This is a genomic window from Sinosporangium album, from assembly GCF_900100605.1.
Classification (GTDB): domain Bacteria; phylum Actinomycetota; class Actinomycetes; order Streptosporangiales; family Streptosporangiaceae; genus Sinosporangium; species Sinosporangium album.
Genome location: NZ_FNCN01000011.1, coordinates 23,212 through 48,407, shown reverse-complemented (window position 1 = coordinate 48,407; position 25,196 = coordinate 23,212). Strand labels below are relative to the sequence as shown.

Here is a 25,196-nt window from a genome sequence, read left to right as displayed (position 1 = left end):
TCCGGTGTTTGCCATAGGTGTTGAGCGGTTGCTTATCGACAGATCATTGGTCGCCGTCTCCCCCGGTGGGACTTCCGTTGGCCGCGGCGGCCTGCCCGACCGACCGCGGCCGGTACGTGGCCCCGAGCAGTACGGCGGCGCCGGCGACCCCCAGTCCCCCGGCGATCAGCGCCGGCCATGCCCCGGCGACCGCTATGCCCAGCACGGCGTCGAGCGACGCGGTTCCCGGGCCCGCGATGGCGATGACCAGGGCGCCGAGTCCAAGCACCAGCACGTACTCGTAACCGTCTTTGAACACGAAGAAGCCGTGGCGGCGATGCGCGGCGAAGCCCGCGACCACCATGACGCCGATGACGCCGGCTGCTGCGAAGGGGGTGAGCAGCCCGAGGGCGAGGCCGGCGCCGGCCGCGAGCTCCACGATCACGCTCGCCGCCGCCTGCGCCATCCCGTACCTCAGGCCGAGGCTCTCGAACCAGCGGGCCGCACCGGGCAGTCGGCCTCCGCCGAACGCGTGATTGAGCCCGTGTACTACCACGACCCCGCCGATGACCAGACGCAGTACAAGCAGCGCGGAGTCGATTTCATCCATCCCGGTCCCTTTCATTTCCGATTCGGGGTGACGACGAAGTCGGAGGCGTTCAGCGAGTCGGCCGCAATACCGCCGGCGGTGAGCAACTCGATCTGGTTGTTCAGAGCCTGCGTCGGAACTTCCAGCCCCGGCTTGGTCGCCGAGTAGGCGGTGTTGTTCAGATAATCCACCAGCTTCTCGGCCAAGGGGACATCGTTCGACGTGACGTTCTTGGCGATGTATCCAATAATTTTGTCCCGGTTGGCGGGCTTACCGATGAACTCAATGGCCTGCTGCTCCGACGCCATCCACCGACGGAGGGCTTCGGGATTCTGTTTGGCGAACGACCGGTTCGTCATCATGCCGATGACCGAATCCGAGAATTTCGGCGGCGCCTCGTTCGCGATATCCACATAGAGTCCGCCGACTCCGGCCTTCTCGATCAGGTGGGCGGTGGGGGCGACATTGATGAAAGCGTCCAGCGCCTTCTGCTGGAACTGCGCGATGGCGGCCTGACCGGTGGTGATCGAGATCAAGGTGACGTCCTTGTCCGGGGTGAGACCCGCCTCGCGCAGCAGTCCGCGCATCACGATGTCCCCGCTGCTCCCGATCCCGGGCACACCGACCTTCTTGCCGCGCAGCGCCTGCACCTTGGCCTTCCAGTCGCCCTTGACGCCGAGCAGATCGCCCCTCGCGGATACCTGGAACAGGCTCTTGTTGATGACGCTTCCGGTCACCCCGATCGGCTGGCCCTTCGAGGCGGCCGAGATCCCGGAGGCCACATCCGCCAGCAGGCCCTGGGCGTCGCCATTGGCGAGCAGCCGCATGGCCGTCGCTCCGTCGCCCGGGTTGACGAAAGTGACGTCGAGGCCGTTGCGCTTGAAGATTCCCTCCTGCTGCGCGATGACATCACTGATGTACAGCAGGGCGCCGGGGAACGTCTGCAAGGTCAGGGGGATCGTGTCCGATCCACCGGTGGGCGCATCGGTGGCTCCGCCGCAGGCGGGCACAGCGGCCATCACCGCGGCCGCCGTCACGGCTACCAGGGAGCGGGAGAGTCGACTGCGCATAGGTGGTGCACTCCATTCATCGGACGTGACGGGGGATGTCGGCGAAACAGCGGCTCACGAGGTCGCCGAGGAGGTCCCCCACGAGAGGCGCTTCTGGAGGTGCCCGACCGCCCAATCCAGCACGAACGCCAGCAACGCGAGAAGAAAAAGGATGGCGAACGAGCCGGCGATGTCGAACTGGTTCGTGGCCTGCACCAGTCGAAGGCCCAGCCCCTCCGTGGACGCCACCATCTCGGCGACCACGACGCCGAGCACGGCGTAGACCGACCCCAGGCGAAGCCCGGCGAGGATGGCGGGCCCCGCCGACGGCAGCTGCAGCAGACGGAACCGCTGCAGCCGCGACATGCCGAGCGTGCGGGCGAGCGTGGCGCGGTCGGCGTCCATGCCGTCCACCCCGGCCAGCGTGTTGATCAGGAGCAGGAAGTAGACGACACTCACCGACACCGCGACCTTCGCACCGGCTCCCAGACCGAACCAGACGAGGAAGATCGGCGCGAGAGCGGGGCGCGGCAGCGCGTTGGCGAGCGTGACGATCGGCTGCACAGCACGCCTGAACAGGGCGAACTCACCCAGCAGCAGCCCGCTCGCCACCCCGGTGGTAGCGCCGATCACCAGGCCCGTCAGCGCGGCGGACAGCGTCGCCCACCCGTCGCCCCAGATGCCGCCGTCCACGACCAGGGCGACGAGGCTCTCGGCCACGCTCGCTGGATGGCTGATGAACACGGGGTTCATCCATTCCAGAGCCCCCGCGAGATACCAGACGAGTAAGAACGCCGCGATGCCCCCCAGACGCATGCTCCACATGGCCGCCGTCCTGGCGGTGCGGGCTCGACGGTGGTTTGTCCGCAGTCGCTCGTGGACGGCGGCGCGGTCGTGATCGGCTGAATGCCGATCCGCGGGTGGGGCGCTCACTGCGGCTCTGCCGCGATACGCTCCGCGAGCTCCGTGCCCGCGTCTGTCGTCCGAGGGTCGGGAACTTCAGCGCGCAGCGCGTCCTGCAACTCGTCGTACAGCCGGTGCCAGGCCGGGTTCACCCCGAGCCGGTCGACGTCGCGCGGGCGCGGAAGACCGATGCGGATGTCCCGGAGCAGGCGGCCCGGTCGGGAGCCCAGCAGCACGACCCGATCGCTGAGGGAGATCGCCTCGCTGAGGTCATGTGTGACGAACAGGACCGTCGCCCTGGAACGTTCCCACAGAGAGAGGAACTCCTGCTGAACGAGCAACCTGGTCTGCGCGTCCAAAGCGGCGAACGGCTCGTCCATGAGCACGCACCGTGGTGAGAGTGCCAGGGTGCGGGCGATCGCCACCCGCTGGCGCATGCCCTGTGAGAGCTGCGTGACCTGTGCGTTCTCAAATCCCGTGAGGTGGACCCGGCCCAACCATTCCAAGGCCAGGGCACGCCGCTCGCTCTTGCGGACGCCCCGCACCTCCAGCCCCAGCTCGACGTTCTCGACGGCCGTGCGCCATGGAAAGAGCGCGTCCCTCGCCGGCATGTACGCGACGTCGCGCGACGGACCGGCGACCGGGTGGCCGCCGAGCGTCACGGTTCCCTCCGTCGGCCGGGTAAGGCCGGCGACCATGTTGAGCAGCGTCGTCTTGCCGCAACCGGAAGGACCGACGAGTGCGACGAACTCGCCGGCCGCGATCGCGAGATCGACACCGACCACCGCGTCGACCACCCCGTCCGACATCACGAAGGACTGGCCGACTCCGGTGAACCGGATGTCGGCCCCGCCCCCGGTGCCGGGTCCTTTGTTGCCGCCAGGGTCGGCAGGTCTGCGCACAGCAACCTCCTGGGGGTGGCCGAGCGGGGTCATTGCCCGGCCTGGTCGGCCTGCCGCCGTACGATCGCCTCGTTGACCTGCCGCGTGACGGCGGCCGAACGCTCATCCGGCGCCGCGTCCGGGTCGCTGATCGGGTAGACGCCGCGGGCCGCCGAGAAGATCTCGACCGACAGGCATCCTTCGGGCCCGGCGACGTGCGGCCCGTAGAACTCGCCCGGCCGTGACAGCATCATGTCGCCGGGGACCAGCGTTTGCCCGTCGGGCACCGTGATAGAGCCCCGCACGACGACCTCGACCCGGAAGCAGTCGTGGGCGTGCCGGGGCAGTGTGTCCCCGGGGGCGATCTTCAGCATCGACGCGACCGGGACTGCCGGGTCGCTCAGGTCGTCGCCCATGAACACGCTTCCGAGATCCCACCCGGGCATGACCTCGCGGGTCGTCGCCCCGGCCCATCTCTTCTCGGGTGGAGTTATGGCGTCGAAGTAGCCAGGGTCGTCGATACGGAAATACTGCGGCATTGGAACCTCGATCTCACTTGCCGTCGGAACAGGGGCACACTGTCCCCGGGGAAGGCGGCCCGTGCCGACAGGTGGTACGGCCCGCGGCCCGCCCATCCCTCGTGGATCACGCAGGCAGCAGCAGCTCTCCGTTGCCGGCGAAGAACTGCTCGCGGGCGGCGTCCGGCACTGACGCGAGCGCGGCCGACAGGACGGCTCGCGAGTCCTTGCCCCCTTCCACATGCGGGTAGTCGGTGGCGTAGCAGTACACCGGCCACAGGTCGGGGTGGCGCTCGTAGTAGCGCGCGACCGGCTCGAAGTAGAAGGGCGTCACGCGGACGTTGCGCGCGATGTATTCGGAGGGCCGCATGCTCAGCGTGCCGGCCAGCCTTGAGCGGAACTGGGTCTCCGCCCACCAGTCGAGCCGTTCGGCCAGCGGGCCGATCCAGCCCGCGGCGAGCTCGATGGCACCGAACCGAAGCCCCGGATGACGCTCGAAGACTCCGCCGAGCACCATCGTGGAGATCAGGTTCTCGGCGCAGAAATGGATGGTCGTCGCCCGATAGGGCTCGATGGGCAGCTCGATGGTGGACTTGTCCGAGGGGTGGAACACCTCCACTCCCGTGGACCACGCCGACGAGGCGAGGAAGCCGAAATCAGTCCCGAGGTGGATCGTGACGGGAACATCGGCCTCTGCCACGAACTCCCAGAACGGATCGAGTTCCGGGTTCGCCGGCGACGTTCCGGCCGGGGGGACGTTCGCCGGGATCATCAGGGCCCGGATACCGCGTTCGACGGCGGTGCGGGCCTGCTCCACCATCGACTCCACCGAGGTGTCGGTGAGCACGATTCCGACCGGACGGACCCGATCCGAGGTCGATCTCGTGATGTCGGCCGCCCAGTCGTTGTGCGCGGCGACCGCCATGCGACCGAGCTGCTGACCGTCGACCCGGCCCGGGTCGAATCCAAGCCAGGCATGCGCGTTCGGGTCATTTACAAGAATGAGGGCGAATAGCCCGAATGTCGGGAAAACCAATTGACGGGCGATGCCCATTTCGTCAAGGACTTCCGGACGCCTGCGGAGATCGATGGCGGATGGGGCGCTCGCCCCTTTCAGCTGCCATACCGTCTCCTGGGTGATGGGCGTGGTGTCGGCGACCAGACCGGGGACCGACAGCGGGTTCGCCCGGGCTCGCTTATGGATTGCGAAGCCGACCTCGTTCACGCGCCGGGCGATCTCCTCGCCGAACACCTCACCCCAGAGCTCCAGCGGCGCCATCTCATGGCTGTCGACATCCAAGGTTACGGTCACGGATTCCTCCTACTCTGCATGTTCGTTAGGCGATGGTCCACCACTCCGCAGACGGGCACAAGGGACCTCTCATGCTGTTACTTTTTCAACCACCCGCGAAACTCCGAATAGGCGCGCAAGCGTGATTCAATGCGCACGATGTCCAGTTCTGAAATCTCAGTTCACGCAGCGATCGCCAAGGCTCTCACCGAGCAGGGCATGACAACCCTTTTCGGGGTCGTGGGCGAAGGCAACATCCACATGATCGCCGACCTCGTCGAAGACCACAGAATTCGCTATGTGAAAGCGGCCCGTGAAGACGGTGCTGTTCTCATGGCGAGCGGCTATGCCTCGGTGACGGGCGAGGTGGGCTTCGCGACCGTGACACACGGCCCAGGCCTGACCAACACCACCACCGCGCTCACCCAGGCCGCCCGGAGCGGCCTGCCGGTCGTGCTGCTCGCCGGCGACACAGACGCCGCACTTCCCCACGGTCGCCAGCGGATCGACCAAGCGGCCCTGGTCGCGCCGACCGGAGCAGGCTTCCAGCCGATCACCTCACCGGCCACGGCCGTGGACGACGTCGCGCGGGCGGTCGGCCGGGCACGGGCGGAACGGCGCCCGATCGTACTCAACGCGCCGGTCGACGTTCAGCAGGGCGCAGTCGCCTACTCGCCGGCGAGGGTGAACCTCCCCCCGCCTCAAGCGGTCGCGCCGGACGTCGAGGCGCTCGACCGAGCCGCCGGGGTGATCGCCGCGGCGCGGCGCCCCGTCATCGTCGCCGGCCGCGGCGCCGCTCTGTCCGGTGCTCGAAAGTCCATTCTCGCCCTCGCCAACCAGATCGGCGCTCCCGTTGCCACCACCCTCCGCGCCAAGGATCTGTTTCGCGGGGAGCCGTTCGATCTTGGGATCTGCGGCACGCTGTCGCACGGCCCGGCCGTCGAGACGATCCTTGCCGCCGACTGCCTCGTGGTCTTCGGCGCCGGCCTCAATTCGGATACCACGGCGGACGGGTCGTTCGTCGCCGGGAAGCGAATCGTCCACATCGACCTGGATCCCGCCCACCTCGGCCGGCACACGGAGGTCACGGTGGCCGTCCAGGCCGACGCCGAGCGTGCCGCCGGCACCTTGATCGAGTGGCTTGGGGAGCTCAACCTCCGGCACGCGAGCACGCTGTGCACGGAGGAGCTCCGGACCCGCCTCGCCGAGTTCGACCCGCGATCGGAGTTCGCACCTTATGACAGCGGTTCCGTTGACAGCCGTGAGCTGACGCTTCTCCTCGACCGGGTGTTCCCCCAGGAGCGAACGTACGTCTCTGACTCCGGCCGGTTCATGCTTCCGGGATACGCCTGGCTGCATGTGACCGAACCCTCCGCCTTCATCGAGACGGTGGACTTCGGCTCCATCGGGCTCGGACTCGGGGCGGCGATCGGTGCGGCGATGGGAAGACCCGACCGGCCCGTCCTGCTCACCGCGGGCGACGGCGGACTCGCCATGGAGCTGCCGGAGCTGCTCACCGCCGTCAGGTACGGTCTCGACCTGGTGCTCGTGGTGTACAACGACAGCGCCTACGGGGCGGAGGTGTCCATCACCGACCTGCTCGGAAGGGCACACGACATCTCCAGGCTGCACGCCACCAACTTCGCCGCCATCGCGCGGGGGATGGGAGCGTCGGGTCTGACCATCACGCGCCCGGACGACCTGCCGCTCATCGCGGAGGCGATCGAGAAGCGCCGTGGTCCTCTCGTCATCGACGTAAGGACCGATCCGCGGACACCCATCCCCCACTGATCCCTCACCGAGCTCTCCGCGGCGACACGTTCGACACGACAGGTTCGAGACGAGCCCCTGACAGCACCCGGCTCCGGGCATTGCCCGGAGCCGGTCGCCGGTCATCGTGCCGGCGTGCGGTACATCGTGACGACCGCCGCGCCGCCGATGCCGATGTTGTGCTGCAGCGCGGCGCTCGCACCATCGACCTGCCGGGCTCCCGCCTCGCCGCGGAGTTGCCAGTTGAGCTCGGCGCACTGCGCCAGGCCGGTCGCGCCCAGCGGGTGCCCTTTCGAGATGAGGCCGCCGGACGGGTTCACCACCCACGTCCCGCCGTAGTCGACGGCTCCTTCGTTGATCAGGTCGCCGGCCCCGCCGACCCGGCACAGACCCAGGGCCTCATAGGTGATGAGTTCGTTCGTGCTGAAGCAGTCGTGGAGCTCGATCACCTGTACGTCCTCAGGACCCAAGCCCGACTGTTCGTACACCGCTTGAGCGGCACTCCTGCTCATGTGGTACCCGACGAGACCGGCGTCAGTGCCGTCGAATGTGGACTCGGTATCGGTCGTGAGCGCCTGTCCGACGATCTCGACGGCCTGGCCCCAGAGGCCGTGGCGCTCGACGAAGGACTCGCTCGCCACCACGGCGGCCGCGCCTCCGTCCGAGGTCGGACAGCACTGAAGCTTGGTGAGCGGATCATGCACCGCGGGCGAATCGAGGATCTCGGAAAGCGAGAACTCCTTTTGAAACTGCGCGTATGGGTTGTTCACCGAGTGGCGGTGGTTCTTCTCCGCGATCTTGGCGATGGTCTCTCGGCTGACGCCGTAGCGCTCCATGTATTCGCGGCCTGCGTTGCCGAAGAGCTGCGCCGCGAGCGGAGCCTCCGAGCGACCGCGCAGCTCGGCCATCGCCTCGATGTGCCGGCCGGTCGGCGCGGCGCGATCGCTCCAGTATTCCCGGAGGCTCCCCCGCTCCATTTTCTCGAAGCCGAGCGCCAGCACACATTCGGCGAGCCCCGCCCGCACGTACTGATTGGCAAGGTATAGCGCCGAGGAGCCCGTGGAGCAGTTGTTGTTGACATTCACCATCGGAATGCCGGTCAGCCCCACTTCGTATAGCGCCCGCTGCCCTGATGTCGAATCGCCGTAGCAATAAGCGAGGAATGCGTGGTCGACGTCCTGGTACGGGATACCCGAGTCGGCGAGCGCGTTCACGGCCGCTTCCCGTCCGATATCGGGGTAGTCCCAGCCGGGACGTGACCCCGGCTTCTCGAACTTGGTCATTCCAACGCCGACGACGAACGATCGATACGTCACGGTCCTCCTTCACCGATCTATGGATACCGCCCGGCTACGGGCTACCGCCGGTCCCACTCGACACCGGCCTTCTCCCGATCCCATGTGGCCGGAGTACAGCCCTCGTCGCGCAGCTTGTACTTGTGCACCCGGCCGAGGGGGCTGGTGGGCAGTGCGTCTCGGAACTCGATGTACCGCGGCAGAGCGAAGTACGGGAGGCGGTCCTTGGCCCATTCGAAGAGCTCGCGCTCTGAGAGCTCCGCGTCCGGTGACAGGACGGCGGTGACCTTGAGATCGTCCTCGGTGAGTTCGGACGGCACCGCGTGGACGGCCACCTCGGCCAGCGCCGGGTGGGTGAGCATCGCCTGCTCCACCTCGTGGCTGGAGATGTTCTCGCCGCGGCGCCTGAGATAGTCCTTCTTCCGGTCAACGAAATAGAAGAACCCGTCGTCATCGAAGCGGCCGAGATCTCCGGTGTGGAACCACAGGTTGCGAGTGACCGCGGCGAAGGCCTCCGGGCGCCGCCAGTACCCCTGGAACATCACGCCCGGCCGTCGAGGCCGGCACACGACCTCGCCGACCTCGCCCACCGCTACCTCACGGTCGTTGTCATCGAAGATCCTGACGTCGAAGTCCTCCGAGTTCGCCTTTCCGGAGCTGCCCGGAGGAGACGAGGCTCCGACCTCAAGGGTCGTGAGAGGGAAGCACTCCGTGAGCCCGTAGGTGTTGCCGCCCACCCGCCGCACGCCGAACCGGGTGCGCCACAGCTCCTGCAGCTCCGGCGGGAACGGCGCGCCGTGAACGACGCGGATCTGCCCGTGGCAGCGGGTCATCTCCGGCGTCTCGTCCATCTGTGCGATCAGCGAACCCATGGAGCCGAGCAGATTGACCATCGTGGCGCCGGTCCGCTCGACGTCGGGCCAGAACCCCGACACCGAGAAGCGGGAGGCGATCGACGCCGAGCCGCGCAGCAGCATGGTGCCGAGGATGGTCCCGCTCACGAGGTTGAAGTGGTAGATCGGCAGGGGGCTCCAGTTCAGCTCGTCCTTCGTGCGTCCGCTCTGGACCAGGAATCCCCGAGCGGAGCTGAACACGTAACCGTTGGAGATGGCGCAGCCCTTGGACGGGCCGGTGGTTCCACCGGTGTAGATGATCAAAGCCGTGTCGTCGGAGCCGCGCTCGACCCCGATCTGCTCACCGCCGTCGACGAGGTAGTCCTCAAGCGGTTCCACGGCGACGTCGCCGATCCGGCTCGGCGCGTGGAGCCCGCGTACGAGGATGCGCTCGACATTCGGCAGATGACCGATCTCCGCTCGGAGCCGGTCGAGGAAATCGGCCTCGCACACCACGACGCGCGCGCCGGCGTCCGCGACGACGTGCGAGAGGAAACTCCCTTTCAAGGCTGTATTGACAGGCACCCAGATGCCGCCGAGAAGGTTCGTCGCGAACCAGAGGGAGACCGCGTCCGCGTTGTTGTCGAGCATCGTGACAACGGTCTGATCCGGTTGGAGTCCCGTCTTGCCCAGCCCTGCGGCGTACGAGGTCGCTCGCCGCCACATCTGACGGTAGGTGTACGGCTCCCCGCCGAAATCCAGGAACGGCTGGTCGCCGGCCTCCTCCGCGCATTCACGCAGGAGTCCGACGGCCGTCAGCCCCTCCGTCGAGGTGCTCCCCCAACCTTCCATTGCTGCCCCTCCTGTCCTTCTCTCGTCCGACGCCCCGCGACCACGACGGAGGCCGCCGCTCGGCGAAGGCAGCGAACCCTTCCTCCGCCTCGGTCGTGCTGATCGACGCCGCGACAGATCGTTCGTCGACCGGTTCGATGTGCGTGTGTACCGCCCGCTTCCACGCCGCGCGTGCTCCCGGGGCGGCCTCAAGGAGCTCGTACGCGGTGCGTTCGGCCTCATCGTGGAGGTCGTCATGCGGGACGACCCTGGCGACGAGGCCCATGGCGTACGCCTCGGCGGCGCTGAACGACCGGGAGGTCAACGCCAGCTCCTTCGTTCTGGCGAGCCCGATCACCGGAGGCAGCAATGCCGCGCTCCAGGGCGCTGCCACACCGAGCCGCAGTTCCGGAAGCCGGAAGCGGGCCCGCTCGCTGACGACCGCCACGTCGGCGAGTACGGCGAGCCAGAGACCGCTCGCCTGGCAATGGCCGTTGATCGCGACGACGACCGGGACGTCGCCCTGGTGGAGCAGCGAGAACGGCAGGTCTCCGTCGCCCGGCGGCGCGTCATCGGAGCCATGCGAGGCGGGGTCGCCACCGACGATGAACACGTCGTCGACGCCCGTGATGACCAGTGCCTCAAGCCGGGGATCACGCGCGACACCTTGGACCGCCCGGCCGAGGCCCCGGTACATCGCCGTCGACAAGGCGTTGCGTTGCGTGGGGTTGTCGACCGTGCACCAGGCGATCGGGCCGCGCCGCTCGAATCGGAGGTTCGGCGTACCGAGGTCCATCAGACCCCCAGCATTCGGCGTCCGATGATTTCCTTCATGATCTCGTTGGTGCCGCCGTAGATCGACATCGCACGCCCGTCCCGCCAGGCGCGTGCGACCGCGCACTCCTCCATGTATCCGTACGCGCCGTGCAACTGAACGCACGACGTCAACACGCGGGAATTGAGCTCGGCACACCACCACTTGGCCTGCGCCGCCTCCTCCGCGGAGAGCTCACCCGCGACGTGAGCCGCGAGTTGCTTGTCAACGAAGGCCTGGGCGATGTCCAGTTCGGTACGCATCGTGGCGAGCTGGAAGCGGGAGTTCTGGAAGGAGCCGATGGGCTGCCCGAAGGCGCGGCGCTCTTTGCAGTAGGCGAGGGTCTGTTCGAAGGCGACCTGCGCATGCGCCAACGCCATCACCGCGATCGACAGGCGCTCCTGAGGGAGCATCGACACCAGGTGGTAGAACCCGCGGTCCTCCTCGCCAAGGAGGTTCTCCACCGGGACCACCACATCGTCCAGAAACATCTCGGCCGTGTCGGCCGAGTGCTGACCGACCTTGTCGAGATTGCGTCCCCGGCTGAATCCCTGCCGGTCGGTCTCCACGACGACGAGGCTGAGGTTCCGCTGAGCCGCCTCGTTGTACCCGGTGCGGCACACGAGGATCACCAGATCGCTGTTGATGCCGTTCGAGATGAAGATCTTGCTGCCCCGGATGACGTAGCTGTCGCCGTCCCGTACGGCCCGCGTGGAGATCGCCGCCAGATCCGACCCGGTGTCCGGCTCGGTCATCGCGATGGCGCCGACGAGTTCTCCCGAACTCAGGCCGGGCAACCAGCGTTCCTGTTGTTCCCGCGTGCCGTACTGGACGAAGTACGGCACGACGACGTCGGCGTGTGTGGAGATGCCGAGACCGGCGTTCATCACGCCGGCTCGGCACACCTCTTCCAGAACGACGGCGTTGAACCGGAAATCCAGCCGGCCCGCTCCTCCGAGCTCTCCAGGCACGCCGAGCGCCAGAATTCCCGCATCCCCGGCCTTGCGGAACAGGGCCTTGTCGATGATGCCGGAGCGCTCCCACCGCTCGAAGTGCGGCGTGATCTCCCGCGAGATGAAGGATCGGACCGACTTCCGGAAGAGTTCGTGGTCGTCGTCGAAAATTGTTCGTTCCATCGGGTAAGTGGCTCCTACGCCGTCCGGATCAACTCGACGAGCTCGGGAAGCGCGTCGACGATAACGTTCACGGGAAGGTCGTAGATCGACTCACGCCGCTCTCCGATCTGCCACGGCGCGAGCAGGAAGGAGTCGACACCGAGCTCGCGGAGGGCGTCCAATCGGTCCCGCGTCACCGTGCCCCGGATACCGGTCCGAATCTCGAAGGGGCGGTCCTCGGTGCCCGCTTCGGCGCGTGCCTTGGCGAGCCTGCCGACGATCCCGGCCAGCTCCTCGACCGAATGGTTCGCTCCCACCCAGCCGTCCGCGAACGCCGCGCAGCGCCGGAGCGCGGCGTTCGACGTTCCGCCGACGAAGATCGGGACGTCCGCCTGTGGGGCCGGATTCACGGCGACGGCTTCGAAGGAGAAGTGGTCGCCGTCGTGAGCGACCGGCTCGCCGGTCCAGAGCCGCCGCAGAAGCGGCAGCATCTCGTTCAAGACGCGCCCCCGGTCATCGAAGTTCGACTGCCCCAAGGCCTCGTACTCCTCTCGGAGCCAGCCGACGCCCACGCCGAGGTCGAAGCGCCCGCCGCTCATCGCCGACACCGTGGCCACCTGCTTCGCCAGCAGCACCGGGTGCCGCAGCGGCGCGATGAGGACCGCGGTCATGAATCGGAGGCCCGTCGTCGCGGAGGCGAGTCCGGCGGCGGCGACAAGCGGATCGGGAAGCTCCGCCTCGGGCGGCAAGGCGACCGGCTTCCCGCCGCCGTAGGGATACGGCGACGAGAAGTCGATCGGCACACAGACGTGGTCCGAGAGTGCGACGCCGGTGACACCGGCATCCTCGGCTGCGACCGACAGACGCAGGAGACCGTCCGCGGGCAGGAAGGGCAGCGAAAGCCAGACCTTCATGTTCGTACGAGCGGCCAAGGTCACTGGCGCGTCGCGGGCGGCTCGGGCAGATCCAAGCGGAACACCCGCGCGGCATTGGTCTGCAGAACCTTGCGCTTCACGTCGTCCGAAAGACCCTCAAGCTGCTTGTGGGCCACTTCGATGGAGTTCGGCCAGGTCGAGTCGGTGTGCGGGTAATCGGTCTCGATCATCACGTTGTCCACGCCGATCTTCTCGATGGCGCTGACGCCGAACGGGTCCTCGATGAAGCACCCGAAGATGTGCTTCCGGAACAGTTCCGACGGCATCACGGACATGTCAAGGCCACCGAGGTCACTGTCGTCGACGGCGCCGGTGGTGAGATCTCCGCTGAAGTCCCCCTTGGCGGCCCAGCCCCGGTGCACCTGGACCACGTGGTCGCAGCGCTCAAGCACGTAGGGGATCCATCCGATGCCGCCTTCGGACAGGCACAGCTTGATGTTGGGGTAGCGCGAAAGCCAGGGGCTGAAGAGCCAGTCGATGCATGCGGCAGCCGTACTGGCGACGGGCGTCAGCGCGATGACACCGGCCATCGGCATCTCGGGCGATGTGGCGGGCAGCTTCGAGGAGGAGCCGAGGTGCATGCAGATCGGCATCTCCGTCTCGGCCGCCGCGGCGATCATCGGCTCCCAGTAGCCGCTCCGGTCGTGGATGGACGGCAGGCCCAGCTGGTACGGATTCTCACTGAAGGCGATCGCCTTGGCGCCCATCGCCGCGGTGCGCTCGATCTCCTGGGCGGCGAGATGCGGGTCCCACAGCGGAAGGATGATCATCGGGACCAGGCGGTCCGGCGCCGTGCCGCACCACTCCTCGATCATCCAGTCGTTGTAGGCCTTGACGCAGAGCAGTCCGAGCTCGCGGTCACTGGCCTCGGTGAACGTCTGGCCGCAGAACCTCGGAAAGGACGGGAACGACAGCGAGGCCAGCACCCCGGCGCGGTTCATGTCCTCGATACGCGCGGCCGGGTCATAACACCCCGGCCGCATGTCGTCATAGGTCACCGGGAGCGGGCTGAACTCCTCCCTCTTCTTACCTGCGGCGGCGGAGAGTCCGGTGGTCGGCATCCGCTTGCCCTCGAAGACCCACGCTTCGCCCTGGTCGTCCCGCACCATCCGCGGGCCGGCCTCCCGGAACGCGGCCGGCAGCCGGTCCTGCCAGACATGCGGCGGCTCAAGCACGTGGTCGTCGACCGAGACCAGCCAGTCGAGCGAAATATCCATGATTCGTCTCTCCTCTTGTTTCGTCACGACTTTCGTCACGACGTGGATGACGCCGCGGCAGGGGCGCTGATGCCCTGCCGGGCGGTGTAGGCCCTGAGCGAGGCCCCGAACTCCGGGAGCGCGAACGTCTCGCTCTCGGACGCGAACGCGAAGTCGATCACGCTGCTGATCGCTTTGCCCATGTGGATGTTGAGAGCGCGTTTGGTGTCCCACAGTGCCTGCTGCGGCTGCCGCGCCAGCCGCTCGGCCAGTTCGTACGCCCGAGGCAGGACCTGGTCATGTGGCACGACGTGGTTCGCCAGCCCGATGCGTTCGGCTGTGACGGCGTCGATGCGGTCGCCGGTGAAGAGGTACTCCTTCGCGCGAAGCAGGCTCATCATGAGGGGCCAGGCCAGCACGCCGCCGTCGGCCGCGACGACACCCAGGCTCACGTGCGGATCGGCCATAAAAGCCTGATCGCTCATGAAGACGACGTCCGACATCACGGCCAGGCTGCACCCCAAGCCGACGGCCGGGCCGTTCACGGCGGCGATGATCGGCTTGGGGAAGGCCAGCATCTCGGTCACGATGCGCCGAGCCTCCGCCATCGTGCGATAGCGGTACTGCGGGTCGTTGGAGACACGGACGAGGTACTCCAGGTCGCCCCCGGCGGCAAATGCCTTTCCCGCCCCGGTGAAGACCACCGCACGGACTTCCTCGTCGTCGCGTAACCGGCCCCATATTCCCGCCAGCGCGGCGTGCAACTCTTCGTTGACGGCATTGCGTTGCGCGGGGCGATTCATCGTTACCGTTCGTACCGGACCGTCGCCTTCAACGAGCAGCACATCTGGTTTACCGCCGTTCATCCTCACCAGAACCTCCGTTGGAACTGATCCGAGTATCAGCACGTGAGCCGTTTCCAAACAGAGTCGGCCCATGCCATCAGCCGTACTGCCACCCTGTAGCCCGGGCGCATTCCAAGGGTTCCGGTGCCCGACCCTCATTAATCGAAGTGAACTTCCTCCCCCGATCGCGACGATGGTCGCGCGTTGTCGTACCTTTGCTCAAATCACCCCGACTGCATTTCGAGGAACCATGCCTGAAGCCGTCATTGTGGACGCCGTCCGTACCCCCATTGGAAAGCGCAACGGATCTCTCGCCGACGTTCACGCCGCCGACCTGTCCGCGTATGTGCTCCGGGCGCTGCGAGAGCGCACCGGGATCGACCCCGAGGTGATCGACGACGTCCTGTGGGGCTGCGTCAACCAGGTCGGCGACCAGGCCGCGCAGATCGGCCGGTACGCCGTTCTGGCCGCGGGCTGGCCGGAGACCGTCCCTGGTGTCACGGTGAACCGCGCGTGCGGGTCGAGCCAGTCGACCTTCGACTTCGCCGCCGGGATGGTGATGGCCGGCCAGTACGACGTCGTCGTCGCGGGCGGTGTCGAAACGATGACCAGGGTGCCGCTGGGCGCGGGCCGCGACCTCGGCCGGCCCTACGGACCGCTGGCCCGTGCCCGGTACGAAGCGGACCTGACCAGCGGCGAGTTCCCCCACGAGGATTTCAACCAGGGCGTCGGGGCCGAGCGGATCGCCCAGCGGTGGGGCCTCTCCCGGCGGCGGCTCGACGAGTACGCCGCGCGCTCCCACGAGCTCGCGGCCGCCGCGATCGACGCGGGCGCCTTCGACGGGCAGCTCGTCCCGGTGCCGGGCAAGCCGGAGTTCACCGCGGACGAGGGCCTCCGGCGCGGGACCACGGCCGAGACGCTGGCAAAGCTCAAACCCTCCTTCCGCGACGACGGACTGATCCATGCGGGCAACGCCTCGCAGATCTCCGATGGCGCCTCGGCCATCCTGATCACCACCCCGGAGAAGGCGAAGGAACTCGGGCTCACCCCGATCGCCCGCTACCACGCCGGCGCGGTCTCCGGCGCGGACCCGCTGTTGATGCTCACCGGACCGCTCCCGGCCACCCGGAAGGTGCTGAAGAAGGCCGGACTTTCGGTCTCGGACATCGGGGTCTTCGAGGTCAACGAGGCCTTCGCCCCGGTCCCGCTGGTCTGGCAGGCCGAATTCGGGGTGGACGACGAGGTCCTCAATCCGCTCGGCGGGGCGATCGCCGTCGGCCACCCTCTCGGCGCGTCCGGCACCATCCTGATGACCCGGATGCTGCATCACATGCGGGACAGGGGCATTCACTACGGCCTGCAGACCATGTGCGAGGGCGGCGGCACTGCGAACGCCACCGTCGTCGAACTTCTGTGACCGGCTGAGACGACGGCCCACCGGGGAGCCGTGACCGCCGTCCTGAGGTGGTGGTGGCGGTGCTCCTACTCGTTCGGTCACGCTGACGCACGGCGACCGGTGCACCATGAGGCCATGAAGATTTCCGTGGACTACGACCTCTGCGAGAGCAATGCCCTGTGCATGGAGATCGCGCCGGAGGTGTTCGAAGTGCGTGACGACAATTTCCTCTACGTGCTGGACGAGTCCCCGGCGCAAGCCGTATGGCCCCAGGTCGAGGACGCCCTCCGGGCCTGCCCGAAGGGCGCGATCAGCATCGAGGACTAGCCCCTTTTCGGCGGCGCGGTGGGCTCGCCCCCGATCGCGCTGATCAGCGAGTCCGACGGGGTACGCGAGCTTCGCCCGATGCCCGGCTGAAACATCACCGCCTCGGGCCGCGCCGCACGTTCACGACACTATGCAAGGAGACGCAGTGGATATTTCAGGGATCTCGGCTGTCGTGACGGGCGGCGGGTCGGGGCTCGGCCTCGCGACGGCGCGCCGTCTCGTCCATGCGGGCGCCCGGGTGGTGCTGCTCGACCTGGAGGCATCCGGGGGGGCCTCCGCGGCAGCGGAGATCGGCGATGGCGCCGTCTTCGTGCCCGGTGATGTGACGACGGAGGAGGGGGTCGCTCCCGCGCTCGACGCGGCCGAGGAACTCGGCCCGCTGCGCGCCGTCGTGCATTGCGCGGGCCGCGGGCACGCCATGCGGATCCTTCGCAAGGACGGCAGCGCGGGTTCCCTTGAAGACTACGCCGCGATCGTCAACCTGAATCTGGTCGGCTCATTCAACGTTCTACGGCTGGCGGCGGCCCGGATGGCCGCCACCGACCCGGTCGGTGGGGAGCGTGGAGCGATCGTGCTGACCGCTTCCGTGGCGGCGTGGGAAGGCCAGATCGGCCAGATCCCGTACGCGTCGGCGAAGGCGGGGGTCGTCGGGATGACGCTGGTCGCGGCGCGTGATCTCGCGTCGAAGCTGATCCGTGTCGCGACGATCGCTCCAGGCATCTTCGACACCCCGCTCCTGGCACGGCTCCCCCAGAACGTGCGCGATTCCCTCGGGCGGATGGTGCCGCATCCCAGCAGGCTCGGGGCACCCGACGAGTATGCGGCGCTGGCCGTACACGTGCTGGAGAACCCGATGATCAACGGGGAGACGATCCGGCTCGACGGTGGAATCCGCATGGCCCCGCAGTGACGCGGGCGTGGCGCTGGCGCCGAACCGCACTGCAGTGACGCGGGCGTGGCGCCGGCGCCGAGCCGTACTCAGGTGTAGGCGCGGAGGAACGTGTCCACACCGTCGACGAGGACCTCGTCCACCTCATTCCACGCGCCCTCCACGGCGGGGTCGAGCGTGTCGAGGGCGAGCAGGAACGTGAGCGCGATGAAATGCTCCGCGGCGCGCCAAGGGTTCTCCGTGATGATGGCGCCGGCCTTGAAGAAGGAAGCCATGCGCCCCACGAAGAGCTCTTTCGGCGCGTTCCGCACGGAGCCGGTGATGCGGCGCTTGCCTATGCTCATGCCGAGGAGTCTCCGAAACAGCGTGAAGTCGGATGACGAGAACGTATCCGTGGCGACACGACGCGCGAACGAGAGCAGCCCCGACCGCAGATCGCAGCCTTCCGGCAGCTCCTCCTCGATCGCCGCCTTGACGGTGACCAGGAGCCTCTCCGACACCCGGTCCATCACCGCGCCGTAGATCCGCTCCTTGTCACCGAAGTGGTCGTACACCGTCCTCTTCGACACCTCCGCACGGGCCGCGATGGCGTCGACGCTCGTCCGCTCGTAGCCGTCCGCGAGGAACAGGGCTTGCGCCGCGTCGAGCACAGCCGTGTGCTTCTGCTCCGAACGCCCTCGCCTACGCGACTGTTCGACGGCTGTCATCCCACGTCCTTCCGCCAGAGTCTTGCTAAATTGCACTACTCGGTGCAGTGTAGTATCACCGATGCTCGACCGCTACGCGGGGCATACCCCGAGGTCGACGCTACAGTCGTCGACCGCATCAACCGAACGGCCCACGAGACGCTCATACGGCTCACCCCGTGAGCCGCCTCGACTTCCACCCCGACGAACCCCCACCACGTCACAGCGAGCGGCACTACTTCTCGTTTCCGCAGTGCTGCACTCCCCGCCAAGCGCGGGCGTGCGCACCACCCGGGCGAAAAGCTGAGGTGCGAAGAACAGTGGAACCAGCATGAATGATCTAATTCGATCGTCCCGGATCATCGAAGAACGGGCCCGCCGCGATGAACTCGCGGCTTTCCTCCGGACGCGGCGCGAGTCCCTGCAGCCGGAGGACCTCGGAATCCCACGCCGCGGCCGTCGACGGGTGAAAGGCCTCCGGCGGCACGAGGTGGCCGACACCGCCGCGGTGAGTGTCACGTGGTACACGTGGCTGGAACAAGGGCGCGACATCCGTACAACGCCCCAGGTCGTCGAGGCGCTGGCCCGTGCGCTGAGACTCGACGACAACGGGCACCGCTATCTGCGCCGCCTCGCCGGGATAGCTCCCAAGAGCCTCGAGTACGGCCGGCCGGAGGTCGGCGAGAGCCTGGTCTCGCTGGTCGACAGCCTGCTGCCGCATCCGGCGCACCTGATGCATCCGGTCACCGACCTGGTCACCTGGAACCGCGCGTACGCCCGCCTGTTCGTCGATCCATCCACATTGGACGAGGAGCACCGCAATGGATTGTGGATCCAAGTCATGTGCCCCGAGCTGAGAGAACGCCTCGTCGGCTGGGAGGCGGAGACGGAGTTCGCCATCGCGCGGTTCCGGGCCGAGGCGGCGAAATACCCAGGAAACGTGCGGTTCACGCAAGTGATCGACCAGCTCAACGAGGACAGCCCCTTCTTCCGGAAAACCTGGCAGCGCCACGAGGTACAGGGCTTCGACGGCCACATCGAGAGGATCAGACACCCCGACATCGGCACCGTCCAGGCCCGGCTCGTCCAGCTCCGACCGCTCGACCAGCCCAACCTGCTGGTCATGGTGCACATGCTCGAGGACCAGGATTCACGGGACCGCATGTCCAGGCTACTCGCGGACTGACCCCGGTCCTCCACCGCGGAGGGCCGCCCGGCGCCAACGAAGCACCGTGAGACGCCGACCGTCGTCGCCGGCCTCGACCTCGTCGAAGCCGACCTCGACCGGCAGCCCGATGGTGAGTCCGGCACCGTCCGGAGGCCCGTCGAAGTAGCCCGGTACCAGAATGTCGTCCTGATCGTCGAGTCTCACCAGGACGACGACGAAGGTCTCGCCGCCTGCCGGCCCGGGGCGATGCGTCACCGTCCAGGAGGCGACGGCGCCGACCCCCGAGGCCGACACCCATGTCCACTCGTCCGAACCGCAGTCATTGCACATCGCCCTGGCCGGCCAGCGCAGGCGCCGGCAGGGCGCGCAGGACTGAAGCACGAACTCACGGCGCTGCAGCGCCTCCCACCATGGAGAGGAGTCCAGATCGGTCACCGGATACGGCCGCGTGCTCATGCGGCCCGCTTGAGGATCACGGCGCCGGTGAGGCCGCTGTTCACGCCGGGTTGCGCTGTCGACAGCGCGACTTCGGCGCCCGGCACCTGGCGTTCGCCGCAATCGTGGCGTAGCTGAAGCACCGCTTCGGCTACATGGTTCAGTCCGTGCACGTAACCCTCCGAAAGATGACCGCCATGGGTGTTGATCGGCAAGACGCCGCCGAGGCGAACGGCCCCCTCTCTGATCATGTGGCCGGCCTCGCCCCGTTTGCAGAACCCATAGGCCTCCAACTGCAGCGGTACCAGCGGTGTGAACGCGTCGTAGAGCTCGGCGAGATCGATCTCATCGGGGCCGAGCCCGGCTGCGGCGTAAAGCCGCGGGGCCATGGCGTGGGCCCCCGAGACGGTGGGATCCGAGCGATGGTTGGAAGCCAGCTGGCCGCCCCCGCCGAAGGCCGTCGCCGTGATGGTGACAGGTGTCCGCCTGAGGTCTCGGGCCCGGGCCGTCGATGTCACGACCAACGCGACGGCCGCGTCGTTCTGCTGACAGCAGTCGAGCAGTCGAAGAGGTTCCGCGATCCACCGGGACCCGAGGTAGTCGTCCATCGTGATCGGCCGCCGCATCATCGCTCGGGGGTTGAGCGCGGCGTGGGCTCGCTGCGCGATCGCCACCCGCCCCAGGTCCTCGGCGGTCAGACCATGCTTGTGCATGTACATGCGGGCGAACATGGCGAACTGCTGCGGCGCCGATGCGTGGAGGTACGGCAGCCAGTACTGCGCGTCCGCGGACAGCGCCGGATTCGAAGCCGCCCCGGCCATCTGCACACCCGAGCGGCCGTTGAGGGCCCGCCATACGACGACACAGCGGGCCTGCCCGGTCGCGACCGCGGTCGCCGCCGCGTCCAACGGCGCTATGCAGGAACTGCCGCCCCCGAACACGTCCCGCACGAATCTCAGATCTCGAACACCGAGCGCTTGAGCGACCAACGCGGGATCGACGGAGTCGCCCACGCGGTGGCAGGCGACGCCGTCCACGTCATGCTGTGACAAGCCGGCGTCGGCGAGCGCGGCCTGGACAGCGCGAATCGCCAATGTGAGCGTCGTGACGCCCGAATTCTTGGAGTACTCGGTGTGACCGACGCCCGCTATCGCCGCGGCGTCGCGCTGAGTATTACCGATATCTATTTCGCCCACGGCGATCACGTTAACCGCCGCAGCCAAGAAGCAGCGTAGTGCGCCCTTAACTAGTGTTCCGAATACCCGCAATTCAAGATCTATCTTGACTGGTGCAAACACCACCATTTTTTCGGTAAGACCCATCGCTATCGTCAGGGGACGTGACCTTGGAGGATGCATGACGACGAAAAATCAGCGGCCCACGCCACAGGGGCCGCTCGTGGGAATTCGGGTTCTCGACATCGGACAGCTTGTCGCCGGACCGATGATCGGTACTTTGCTTGCCGACTGGGGCGCCGACGTCGTGAAGGTCGAGCAGCCCGGCATCGGCGACCCGATCCGCAAGCTGGGATCGCACTCCGGAGCGCCCCTGTGGTGGAAGGTCAATGGCCGCGGGAAGCGCTCGGTCGCCCTCGATCTGCGCGTCGACGGTGGCCGCGACATCCTGCGCCGTCTCGTCAAGGCGGCCGACATTCTCATCGAGAACTTCACGCCGGGCACGATGGAGCGTTGGGGCCTCGACTATGCCTCGCTGCGGGCCGAGAACCCCAGCCTCATCATGTTGCGCGTCAGCGGCTTCGGGCAAACCGGCCCTAACCGGGGCAATAGGGCATTCGGTCGTATAGCCCAGTCCTTTAGCGGATTCTCCTCGATCAACGGCTTTCCCGACCGCCCACCCGTCCATCCCGGCATTCCCGTGGGCGACTACTTCGGCGCCCTGACCGGCACTGCCGCCGTCCTCGCCGCGTTCGCGGAGCGCCAGCGGTCGGGAGAGGGACAGGAGATCGACCTCGCGTTGTATGAGGCGTGCTTCCGGGTCATGGAGCTCATGACGGCCACCTACGACCAGGAGGGCACGGTCATCGGCCGGGAGGGTACGTCGAACACGTACGTCGCACCGGTCGGCACCTGGCAGACCACCGACGGAAAGTGGTTCTCACTGACGGCCAGCACTCAGCCCGTCGCCGAACGCCTCCTCGAAACCGTGGGTGGGCCCGAGCTCCCCGCGGATCCCCGGTTCGCCACCAACTCGGCTCGCGTGAAGCACCGTGCGGAGCTCGACGAGATCCTCGGCGGATGGGTCGCGCGGCACTCGGCGGAGGAGCTCACGAAGATCTGCGACGAGAACGACGTCGCCTACTGCATCGAGTACGACATCGCAGACATCTTTGCGGACGCGCACTACCGTGCCAGGGGCACGATCGAAGCGGTGGAGGATCCGGACTACGGGCCGATGCGCATGCCGGCCGTTGTGCCCCGGTTCGGCCGTACGCCCGGCGCGATCCGCTGGACCGGCGAGCAGCTGGACGCCAGCCACGACGAGGTGCTGCACGATCCGGCCTGGGGCATGACGTCACCATGACCGAGAGTGATCAAGTGCGAGGACTTCCAGCGCGTCGGCACCTTCACATGGTGACGCGTTCGAGCGACTGATTAACCGACCAATTCAACCGACGTGGCGTCGCCGCCGTCGAGTACGGGGTCCTCAGCCAGGAGCGGCACGTAGCCTACCGACCTTCCCTCGGCATCGAGCAAGTGGCCGAGCAACTTCACTGCGCGCAGGACCACCGAGCGATCCTGAATCCGCAACGCGGGCAGTACCTCGCTCATCTTCCGTTCAAGGTCGTGCGCCTCCCCCGTCGACCGCAGCCATGCGTCGACAATGACGTTGTACGGCCCCGCCACAAGACTGCAGGCCCGGACCCCCGGCAGCGTACGGATCCGCCCTTCGGCGCTCTTCATCTCATGGGCGTCGAGTGAGCCGAAGTAGACGGCGGCGACGGCACGCCCCGAGAGCCGGCGCGAGGCGTCGCAGCGCATGGTGACGAGCCCTGCCTCCTCCAGACGTGTCAACCGTCGCCGCACGGCGACGGGGCCGAGACCGACGTGTTCGGCGAGCCGCTCGAACGACATCCGCCCGTCGATGTTCAGCGCGCGGACGATGCGGTAGTCGGGGGCCTGGAGGACGGCAGGGGTGTGCGGGCGGGCCTCGGCCTCGGCGCGCAGGCGCCGGCGCTGCTCCGGATTCAGTGCGCCCTCACGCCATCGACTCCCCTCAAGAGCCGACCGCGTCACGAGGTGACTGCGCACACGTGTGATGTGCGGGACGCGCCCTATACGGCCCAGAAGGTAGTCGGAGAGTGTGTTCAGATCGGGGGCCTGCGCCAGCACCAGCACATCCCTCGCACCGGATGTCAACTTGATGCTGGCCGCCTCCATGTCGGCAGCGAGGATGTCCGCCACCTCGCCCGATCGCCCCGGTGTGCAGTCGATCTCCACATAGGCGCACGAAGGCATCGCACCGCCCGACAGATGGGCGGCGACCCAGGCGACCCTTTCCGACTGCATGCGCGACCAGCGCCGGCTGATGGTCGCCGGGTCCACCCCCAGGACGGGTGCAAGCTCCCGCCAGCTCCCGCGCGGAGCAGATCGCACGGCGTCCACGATGGCGATGTCGAGTTCGTCGAAGTCCGAGAGCGCCATGCGCCTGATGGCCCCTTCTGTGCAGTGAAACCGCTATGAGCGATGGAAACATGCAATCTATAAGTCCATCCACCAGGCCAACATAATTTAGCAACAGCCATAGCGAGATCAACCCCTGAACCGGGGAGACGCCGCGTTGGAAATCAAGAACAAGGCGGCTCCTCTGGCGCACGACGTCCAACTCGCCGACGTCCTCGACCACGTGGCCCCGTACCGATCGCACATGGCGATCGCGTCCGCCGCGCGCAAGGACTCACGTCAACACCCGCCTCCTGATGCGCCTACACCCCCCCTCGCTGCACAGAAAGACCACGGTGCGATATGCCAACCAGCAGCGCGAGCGATAGAGAATCACTGAGCGGCGAACTACACACGGGTTGGAGCGGGCGGCTGGTCCGCCAGGTACTCGTCCTGATCGCCGCCAACGTCATGGTGGACACGGTCGTCAGTTCGCCGATCATCGTCCTTCCCCAGATGCTCGAACATTTCGATACCGATCAGGCGGCGTGGCTCAACGCCGGCGCGATGCTGGCCGGAGCCATGTGGGCGCCGCTGCTCGGAAAGAGCGCCGACATTTACGGGAAGCGCAAAGTGCTGCTGGTGACATTGCTCATCGGCTGCCTGGGCGCCCTCGTTTGCCTGTTCGCCCCCAACGTCTGGGTGTTCATCGCGGGGCGCATGATACAAGGCGCGGCCCTGGCCGCCCTCTTCCTCACGGTCGCGCTCATCCGGCAGATCTGCGCACCCCGCCTCGGCATGGCCGTCGTGGGCCTCCTGACGGCCGGCACGGCCGTCATCGGCATTTTCGACGCGTTCCTGTTCGAGTACCTGGCCGACGAGTACGGCTTCCAGAGCGTGTTCGTCGTGTCCGGGGCACTCGCGGCCGTAGCGGCGATCTTCGTGCGCCTGCTCATTCCGGAGTCCCCCATCAAGGCCGGGGGCAAACTCGACGTCCTCGGAGCTCTGCTTCTCGGTGGAGGTCTGGCGGCGGCGCTCGGCTACATCAGCCTCATTCCGGAGCTCGGATGGATCGGCGTCGGCCCGCTCAGCATAATCGTCGGCGGCATCGCGCTAATGATCGCGTGGGGCATACGGACGCGGCGGATTCCCGAACCCGTCATCCCCATCGGCAATCTCACCAAGCCACTGCTACTCACCATGGCCGTAGTCGTTCTTTCGACCGGCGCATACCAGAGCATGCTTCAACTCATCGGCCTCATCGCCCGAATCTCGCCGGACGAGCAGCTCGGATACGGACTCGACGCCGCGGGATCGATGGGACTGCTGTTCGCCGTGCCGTCGATCGGCATCATCCTGGGAGGCCCACTGGCGGGTGCTCTGGCGACCCGCATCGGACCCGCGTGGACACTGGCCGGCGGTGTGCTGATCGGCACGGGAGCGGCCATCGGGCTGTTCATGTCGACCTCCCACTTCTATCCCGCGCTCGTCTTCTTCGGCCTGCTGGGTTTCACAGCCGGAGTGATCGTGACATCCGGCTTCAATATGGCGGCGAACGTGGCATCCGCTGAATCACACGGCGTCACGACCGGCCTGATCCAGGTCATGCTCGCGGTCGGCTCGGTGCTGCTGAACGTGGTGGGCGCGGCTGTGCTCACGGCCACCCAGGTGACGGTCAACGGAGTGGAGAAGAACTCGGCCGTGGGTGTGAACAGCTACATCGCCATCGGAATCGGTGCGTTCCTTGTCTCCGTGGTAGTGGCGCTCGTCCTCGCCCGAAGCCACCGCTTCACGCCGCTGCTCGGCTCCAAGTGACAACTATCCAAGGTGA

The 25,196-nt window shown here is 67.3% G+C and carries 24 protein-coding genes; 7 read left to right on the top strand and 17 right to left on the bottom strand.

What is annotated here, in order from left to right:
• Window positions 1-43: 43 nt before the first annotated feature.
• From BLQ73_RS13490 to BLQ73_RS13465, 6 genes are all read right to left on the bottom strand, one after another.
• On the bottom strand, window positions 44-589 hold the full coding sequence (locus BLQ73_RS13490) for a DoxX family protein (RefSeq protein ID WP_093170784.1): 546 nt from the start codon (window positions 587-589) through the stop codon (window positions 44-46).
• Between the two features lie 11 nt (window positions 590-600).
• The gene (locus BLQ73_RS13485; protein WP_176955421.1) at window positions 601-1,605 is read right to left on the bottom strand and encodes an ABC transporter substrate-binding protein; all 1,005 of its coding nucleotides are present in this window, start codon (window positions 1,603-1,605) and stop codon (window positions 601-603) included.
• An 87-nt stretch (window positions 1,606-1,692) separates the two neighbouring features.
• Complete coding sequence (locus BLQ73_RS13480) at window positions 1,693-2,442, bottom strand: ABC transporter permease (RefSeq protein WP_093170782.1); 750 nt, start codon at window positions 2,440-2,442, stop codon at window positions 1,693-1,695.
• 104 nt (window positions 2,443-2,546) lie between these two features.
• Window positions 2,547-3,422 (bottom strand): ABC transporter ATP-binding protein, encoded by an 876-nt coding sequence (locus tag BLQ73_RS13475; RefSeq protein WP_218125841.1) that lies wholly within the window; start codon window positions 3,420-3,422, stop codon window positions 2,547-2,549.
• A gap of 29 nt (window positions 3,423-3,451) precedes the next feature.
• Window positions 3,452-3,940 carry a cupin domain-containing protein gene (locus BLQ73_RS13470; protein WP_093170781.1) on the bottom strand — a complete coding sequence of 163 codons (489 nt, stop codon included), beginning with the start codon at window positions 3,938-3,940 and terminating at the stop codon, window positions 3,452-3,454.
• Window positions 3,941-4,046: 106 nt separating this feature from the next.
• The gene (locus tag BLQ73_RS13465) at window positions 4,047-5,231 is read right to left on the bottom strand and encodes an amidohydrolase family protein (protein ID WP_218125840.1); all 1,185 of its coding nucleotides are present in this window, start codon (window positions 5,229-5,231) and stop codon (window positions 4,047-4,049) included.
• A 138-nt stretch (window positions 5,232-5,369) separates the two neighbouring features.
• Here BLQ73_RS13465 and BLQ73_RS13460 point away from each other — a divergent pair, with 138 nt between their 5' ends.
• A complete protein-coding gene (locus BLQ73_RS13460; RefSeq protein ID WP_176955420.1) occupies window positions 5,370-7,001 on the top strand; it encodes a thiamine pyrophosphate-binding protein in 1,632 nt (543 codons plus the stop codon).
• Window positions 7,002-7,102: 101 nt separating this feature from the next.
• On the opposite strand, the gene BLQ73_RS13455 is transcribed toward BLQ73_RS13460, so the two are convergent.
• Genes BLQ73_RS13455 through BLQ73_RS13425 form a run of 7 tightly spaced genes read right to left on the bottom strand, consistent with a single transcriptional unit; the run spans window position 7,103 to window position 14,865 of the window.
• Entirely contained in the window at window positions 7,103-8,296 is a 1,194-nt protein-coding gene (locus tag BLQ73_RS13455; protein WP_093170779.1) for a lipid-transfer protein, read from the bottom strand.
• 41 nt (window positions 8,297-8,337) lie between these two features.
• On the bottom strand, window positions 8,338-9,960 hold the full coding sequence (locus BLQ73_RS13450; RefSeq protein WP_093170921.1) for an AMP-binding protein: 1,623 nt from the start codon (window positions 9,958-9,960) through the stop codon (window positions 8,338-8,340).
• Complete coding sequence (locus tag BLQ73_RS13445; protein WP_093170778.1) at window positions 9,902-10,735, bottom strand: enoyl-CoA hydratase/isomerase family protein; 834 nt, start codon at window positions 10,733-10,735, stop codon at window positions 9,902-9,904. The genes BLQ73_RS13450 and BLQ73_RS13445 overlap by 59 nt, the downstream gene beginning before the upstream one ends.
• The gene (locus tag BLQ73_RS13440; RefSeq protein ID WP_093170777.1) at window positions 10,735-11,889 is read right to left on the bottom strand and encodes an acyl-CoA dehydrogenase family protein; all 1,155 of its coding nucleotides are present in this window, start codon (window positions 11,887-11,889) and stop codon (window positions 10,735-10,737) included. The genes BLQ73_RS13445 and BLQ73_RS13440 overlap by 1 nt, the downstream gene beginning before the upstream one ends.
• 14 nt (window positions 11,890-11,903) lie before the next feature.
• Window positions 11,904-12,782 (bottom strand): TIGR03619 family F420-dependent LLM class oxidoreductase, encoded by an 879-nt coding sequence (locus BLQ73_RS13435; RefSeq protein WP_143020248.1) that lies wholly within the window; start codon window positions 12,780-12,782, stop codon window positions 11,904-11,906.
• Between the two features lie 20 nt (window positions 12,783-12,802).
• Window positions 12,803-14,020, bottom strand: coding sequence for an amidohydrolase family protein (locus BLQ73_RS13430; RefSeq protein ID WP_093170775.1), 1,218 nt, complete (start codon window positions 14,018-14,020; stop codon window positions 12,803-12,805).
• A gap of 35 nt (window positions 14,021-14,055) precedes the next feature.
• A complete protein-coding gene (locus BLQ73_RS13425) occupies window positions 14,056-14,865 on the bottom strand; it encodes an enoyl-CoA hydratase/isomerase family protein (RefSeq protein WP_093170774.1) in 810 nt (269 codons plus the stop codon).
• Window positions 14,866-15,094: 229 nt separating this feature from the next.
• Between BLQ73_RS13425 and BLQ73_RS13420 the strand changes: the two genes are divergently transcribed.
• From BLQ73_RS13420 to BLQ73_RS13410, 3 genes are all read left to right on the top strand, one after another.
• Window positions 15,095-16,261: a thiolase family protein gene (locus BLQ73_RS13420; protein ID WP_093170773.1), complete on the top strand. Its 1,167-nt coding sequence runs from the start codon at window positions 15,095-15,097 to the stop codon at window positions 16,259-16,261.
• 114 nt (window positions 16,262-16,375) lie between these two features.
• Window positions 16,376-16,567 carry a ferredoxin gene (locus BLQ73_RS13415; protein WP_093170772.1) on the top strand — a complete coding sequence of 64 codons (192 nt, stop codon included), beginning with the start codon at window positions 16,376-16,378 and terminating at the stop codon, window positions 16,565-16,567.
• A gap of 145 nt (window positions 16,568-16,712) precedes the next feature.
• A complete protein-coding gene (locus tag BLQ73_RS13410) occupies window positions 16,713-17,477 on the top strand; it encodes an SDR family NAD(P)-dependent oxidoreductase (protein ID WP_093170771.1) in 765 nt (254 codons plus the stop codon).
• Between the two features lie 68 nt (window positions 17,478-17,545).
• On the opposite strand, the gene BLQ73_RS13405 is transcribed toward BLQ73_RS13410, so the two are convergent.
• Window positions 17,546-18,163 (bottom strand): TetR/AcrR family transcriptional regulator, encoded by a 618-nt coding sequence (locus tag BLQ73_RS13405; RefSeq protein WP_093170770.1) that lies wholly within the window; start codon window positions 18,161-18,163, stop codon window positions 17,546-17,548.
• 310 nt (window positions 18,164-18,473) lie between these two features.
• Here BLQ73_RS13405 and BLQ73_RS13400 point away from each other — a divergent pair, with 310 nt between their 5' ends.
• Window positions 18,474-19,328 carry a helix-turn-helix transcriptional regulator gene (locus BLQ73_RS13400; RefSeq protein ID WP_093170769.1) on the top strand — a complete coding sequence of 285 codons (855 nt, stop codon included), beginning with the start codon at window positions 18,474-18,476 and terminating at the stop codon, window positions 19,326-19,328.
• On the opposite strand, the gene BLQ73_RS13395 is transcribed toward BLQ73_RS13400, so the two are convergent.
• Both BLQ73_RS13395 and BLQ73_RS13390 read right to left on the bottom strand, forming a co-directional pair.
• A complete protein-coding gene (locus BLQ73_RS13395; protein WP_093170768.1) occupies window positions 19,314-19,766 on the bottom strand; it encodes a Zn-ribbon domain-containing OB-fold protein in 453 nt (150 codons plus the stop codon). The two genes, BLQ73_RS13400 and BLQ73_RS13395, sit on opposite strands and share 15 nt — an antisense overlap.
• Complete coding sequence (locus tag BLQ73_RS13390; RefSeq protein WP_245691059.1) at window positions 19,763-21,067, bottom strand: thiolase C-terminal domain-containing protein; 1,305 nt, start codon at window positions 21,065-21,067, stop codon at window positions 19,763-19,765. The genes BLQ73_RS13395 and BLQ73_RS13390 overlap by 4 nt, the downstream gene beginning before the upstream one ends.
• 76 nt (window positions 21,068-21,143) lie before the next feature.
• Between BLQ73_RS13390 and BLQ73_RS13385 the strand changes: the two genes are divergently transcribed.
• On the top strand, window positions 21,144-22,286 hold the full coding sequence (locus tag BLQ73_RS13385; protein ID WP_176955419.1) for a CaiB/BaiF CoA transferase family protein: 1,143 nt from the start codon (window positions 21,144-21,146) through the stop codon (window positions 22,284-22,286).
• Window positions 22,287-22,357: 71 nt separating this feature from the next.
• Here BLQ73_RS13385 and BLQ73_RS13380 read toward each other — a convergent pair whose 3' ends face one another.
• On the bottom strand, window positions 22,358-23,407 hold the full coding sequence (locus BLQ73_RS13380; protein WP_093170766.1) for an Lrp/AsnC family transcriptional regulator: 1,050 nt from the start codon (window positions 23,405-23,407) through the stop codon (window positions 22,358-22,360).
• Window positions 23,408-23,728: 321 nt separating this feature from the next.
• Here BLQ73_RS13380 and BLQ73_RS13375 point away from each other — a divergent pair, with 321 nt between their 5' ends.
• Complete coding sequence (locus BLQ73_RS13375) at window positions 23,729-25,180, top strand: MFS transporter (RefSeq protein ID WP_218125838.1); 1,452 nt, start codon at window positions 23,729-23,731, stop codon at window positions 25,178-25,180.
• The last annotated feature ends 16 nt before the right edge of the window (window positions 25,181-25,196 follow it).

Coding starts and splice junctions, on each gene's coding strand:
- BLQ73_RS13490 (WP_093170784.1), bottom strand. CDS start 589: ATGGATGAAATCGACTCCGCGCTGCTTGTACTGCGTCTGGTCATCGGC.
- BLQ73_RS13480 (WP_093170782.1), bottom strand. CDS start 2,442: ATGTGGAGCATGCGTCTGGGGGGCATCGCGGCGTTCTTACTCGTCTGG.
- BLQ73_RS13470 (WP_093170781.1), bottom strand. CDS start 3,940: ATGCCGCAGTATTTCCGTATCGACGACCCTGGCTACTTCGACGCCATA.
- BLQ73_RS13460 (WP_176955420.1), top strand. CDS start 5,370: ATGTCCAGTTCTGAAATCTCAGTTCACGCAGCGATCGCCAAGGCTCTC.
- BLQ73_RS13450 (WP_093170921.1), bottom strand. CDS start 9,960: ATGGAAGGTTGGGGGAGCACCTCGACGGAGGGGCTGACGGCCGTCGGA.
- BLQ73_RS13445 (WP_093170778.1), bottom strand. CDS start 10,735: ATGGACCTCGGTACGCCGAACCTCCGATTCGAGCGGCGCGGCCCGATC.
- BLQ73_RS13440 (WP_093170777.1), bottom strand. CDS start 11,889: ATGGAACGAACAATTTTCGACGACGACCACGAACTCTTCCGGAAGTCG.
- BLQ73_RS13435 (WP_143020248.1), bottom strand. CDS start 12,782: ATGAAGGTCTGGCTTTCGCTGCCCTTCCTGCCCGCGGACGGTCTCCTG.
- BLQ73_RS13430 (WP_093170775.1), bottom strand. CDS start 14,020: ATGGATATTTCGCTCGACTGGCTGGTCTCGGTCGACGACCACGTGCTT.
- BLQ73_RS13425 (WP_093170774.1), bottom strand. CDS start 14,865: ATGAACGGCGGTAAACCAGATGTGCTGCTCGTTGAAGGCGACGGTCCG.
- BLQ73_RS13420 (WP_093170773.1), top strand. CDS start 15,095: ATGCCTGAAGCCGTCATTGTGGACGCCGTCCGTACCCCCATTGGAAAG.
- BLQ73_RS13415 (WP_093170772.1), top strand. CDS start 16,376: ATGAAGATTTCCGTGGACTACGACCTCTGCGAGAGCAATGCCCTGTGC.
- BLQ73_RS13405 (WP_093170770.1), bottom strand. CDS start 18,163: ATGACAGCCGTCGAACAGTCGCGTAGGCGAGGGCGTTCGGAGCAGAAG.
- BLQ73_RS13400 (WP_093170769.1), top strand. CDS start 18,474: ATGAATGATCTAATTCGATCGTCCCGGATCATCGAAGAACGGGCCCGC.
- BLQ73_RS13395 (WP_093170768.1), bottom strand. CDS start 19,766: ATGAGCACGCGGCCGTATCCGGTGACCGATCTGGACTCCTCTCCATGG.
- BLQ73_RS13390 (WP_245691059.1), bottom strand. CDS start 21,067: ATGGGTCTTACCGAAAAAATGGTGGTGTTTGCACCAGTCAAGATAGAT.
- BLQ73_RS13380 (WP_093170766.1), bottom strand. CDS start 23,407: ATGGCGCTCTCGGACTTCGACGAACTCGACATCGCCATCGTGGACGCC.
- BLQ73_RS13375 (WP_218125838.1), top strand. CDS start 23,729: ATGCCAACCAGCAGCGCGAGCGATAGAGAATCACTGAGCGGCGAACTA.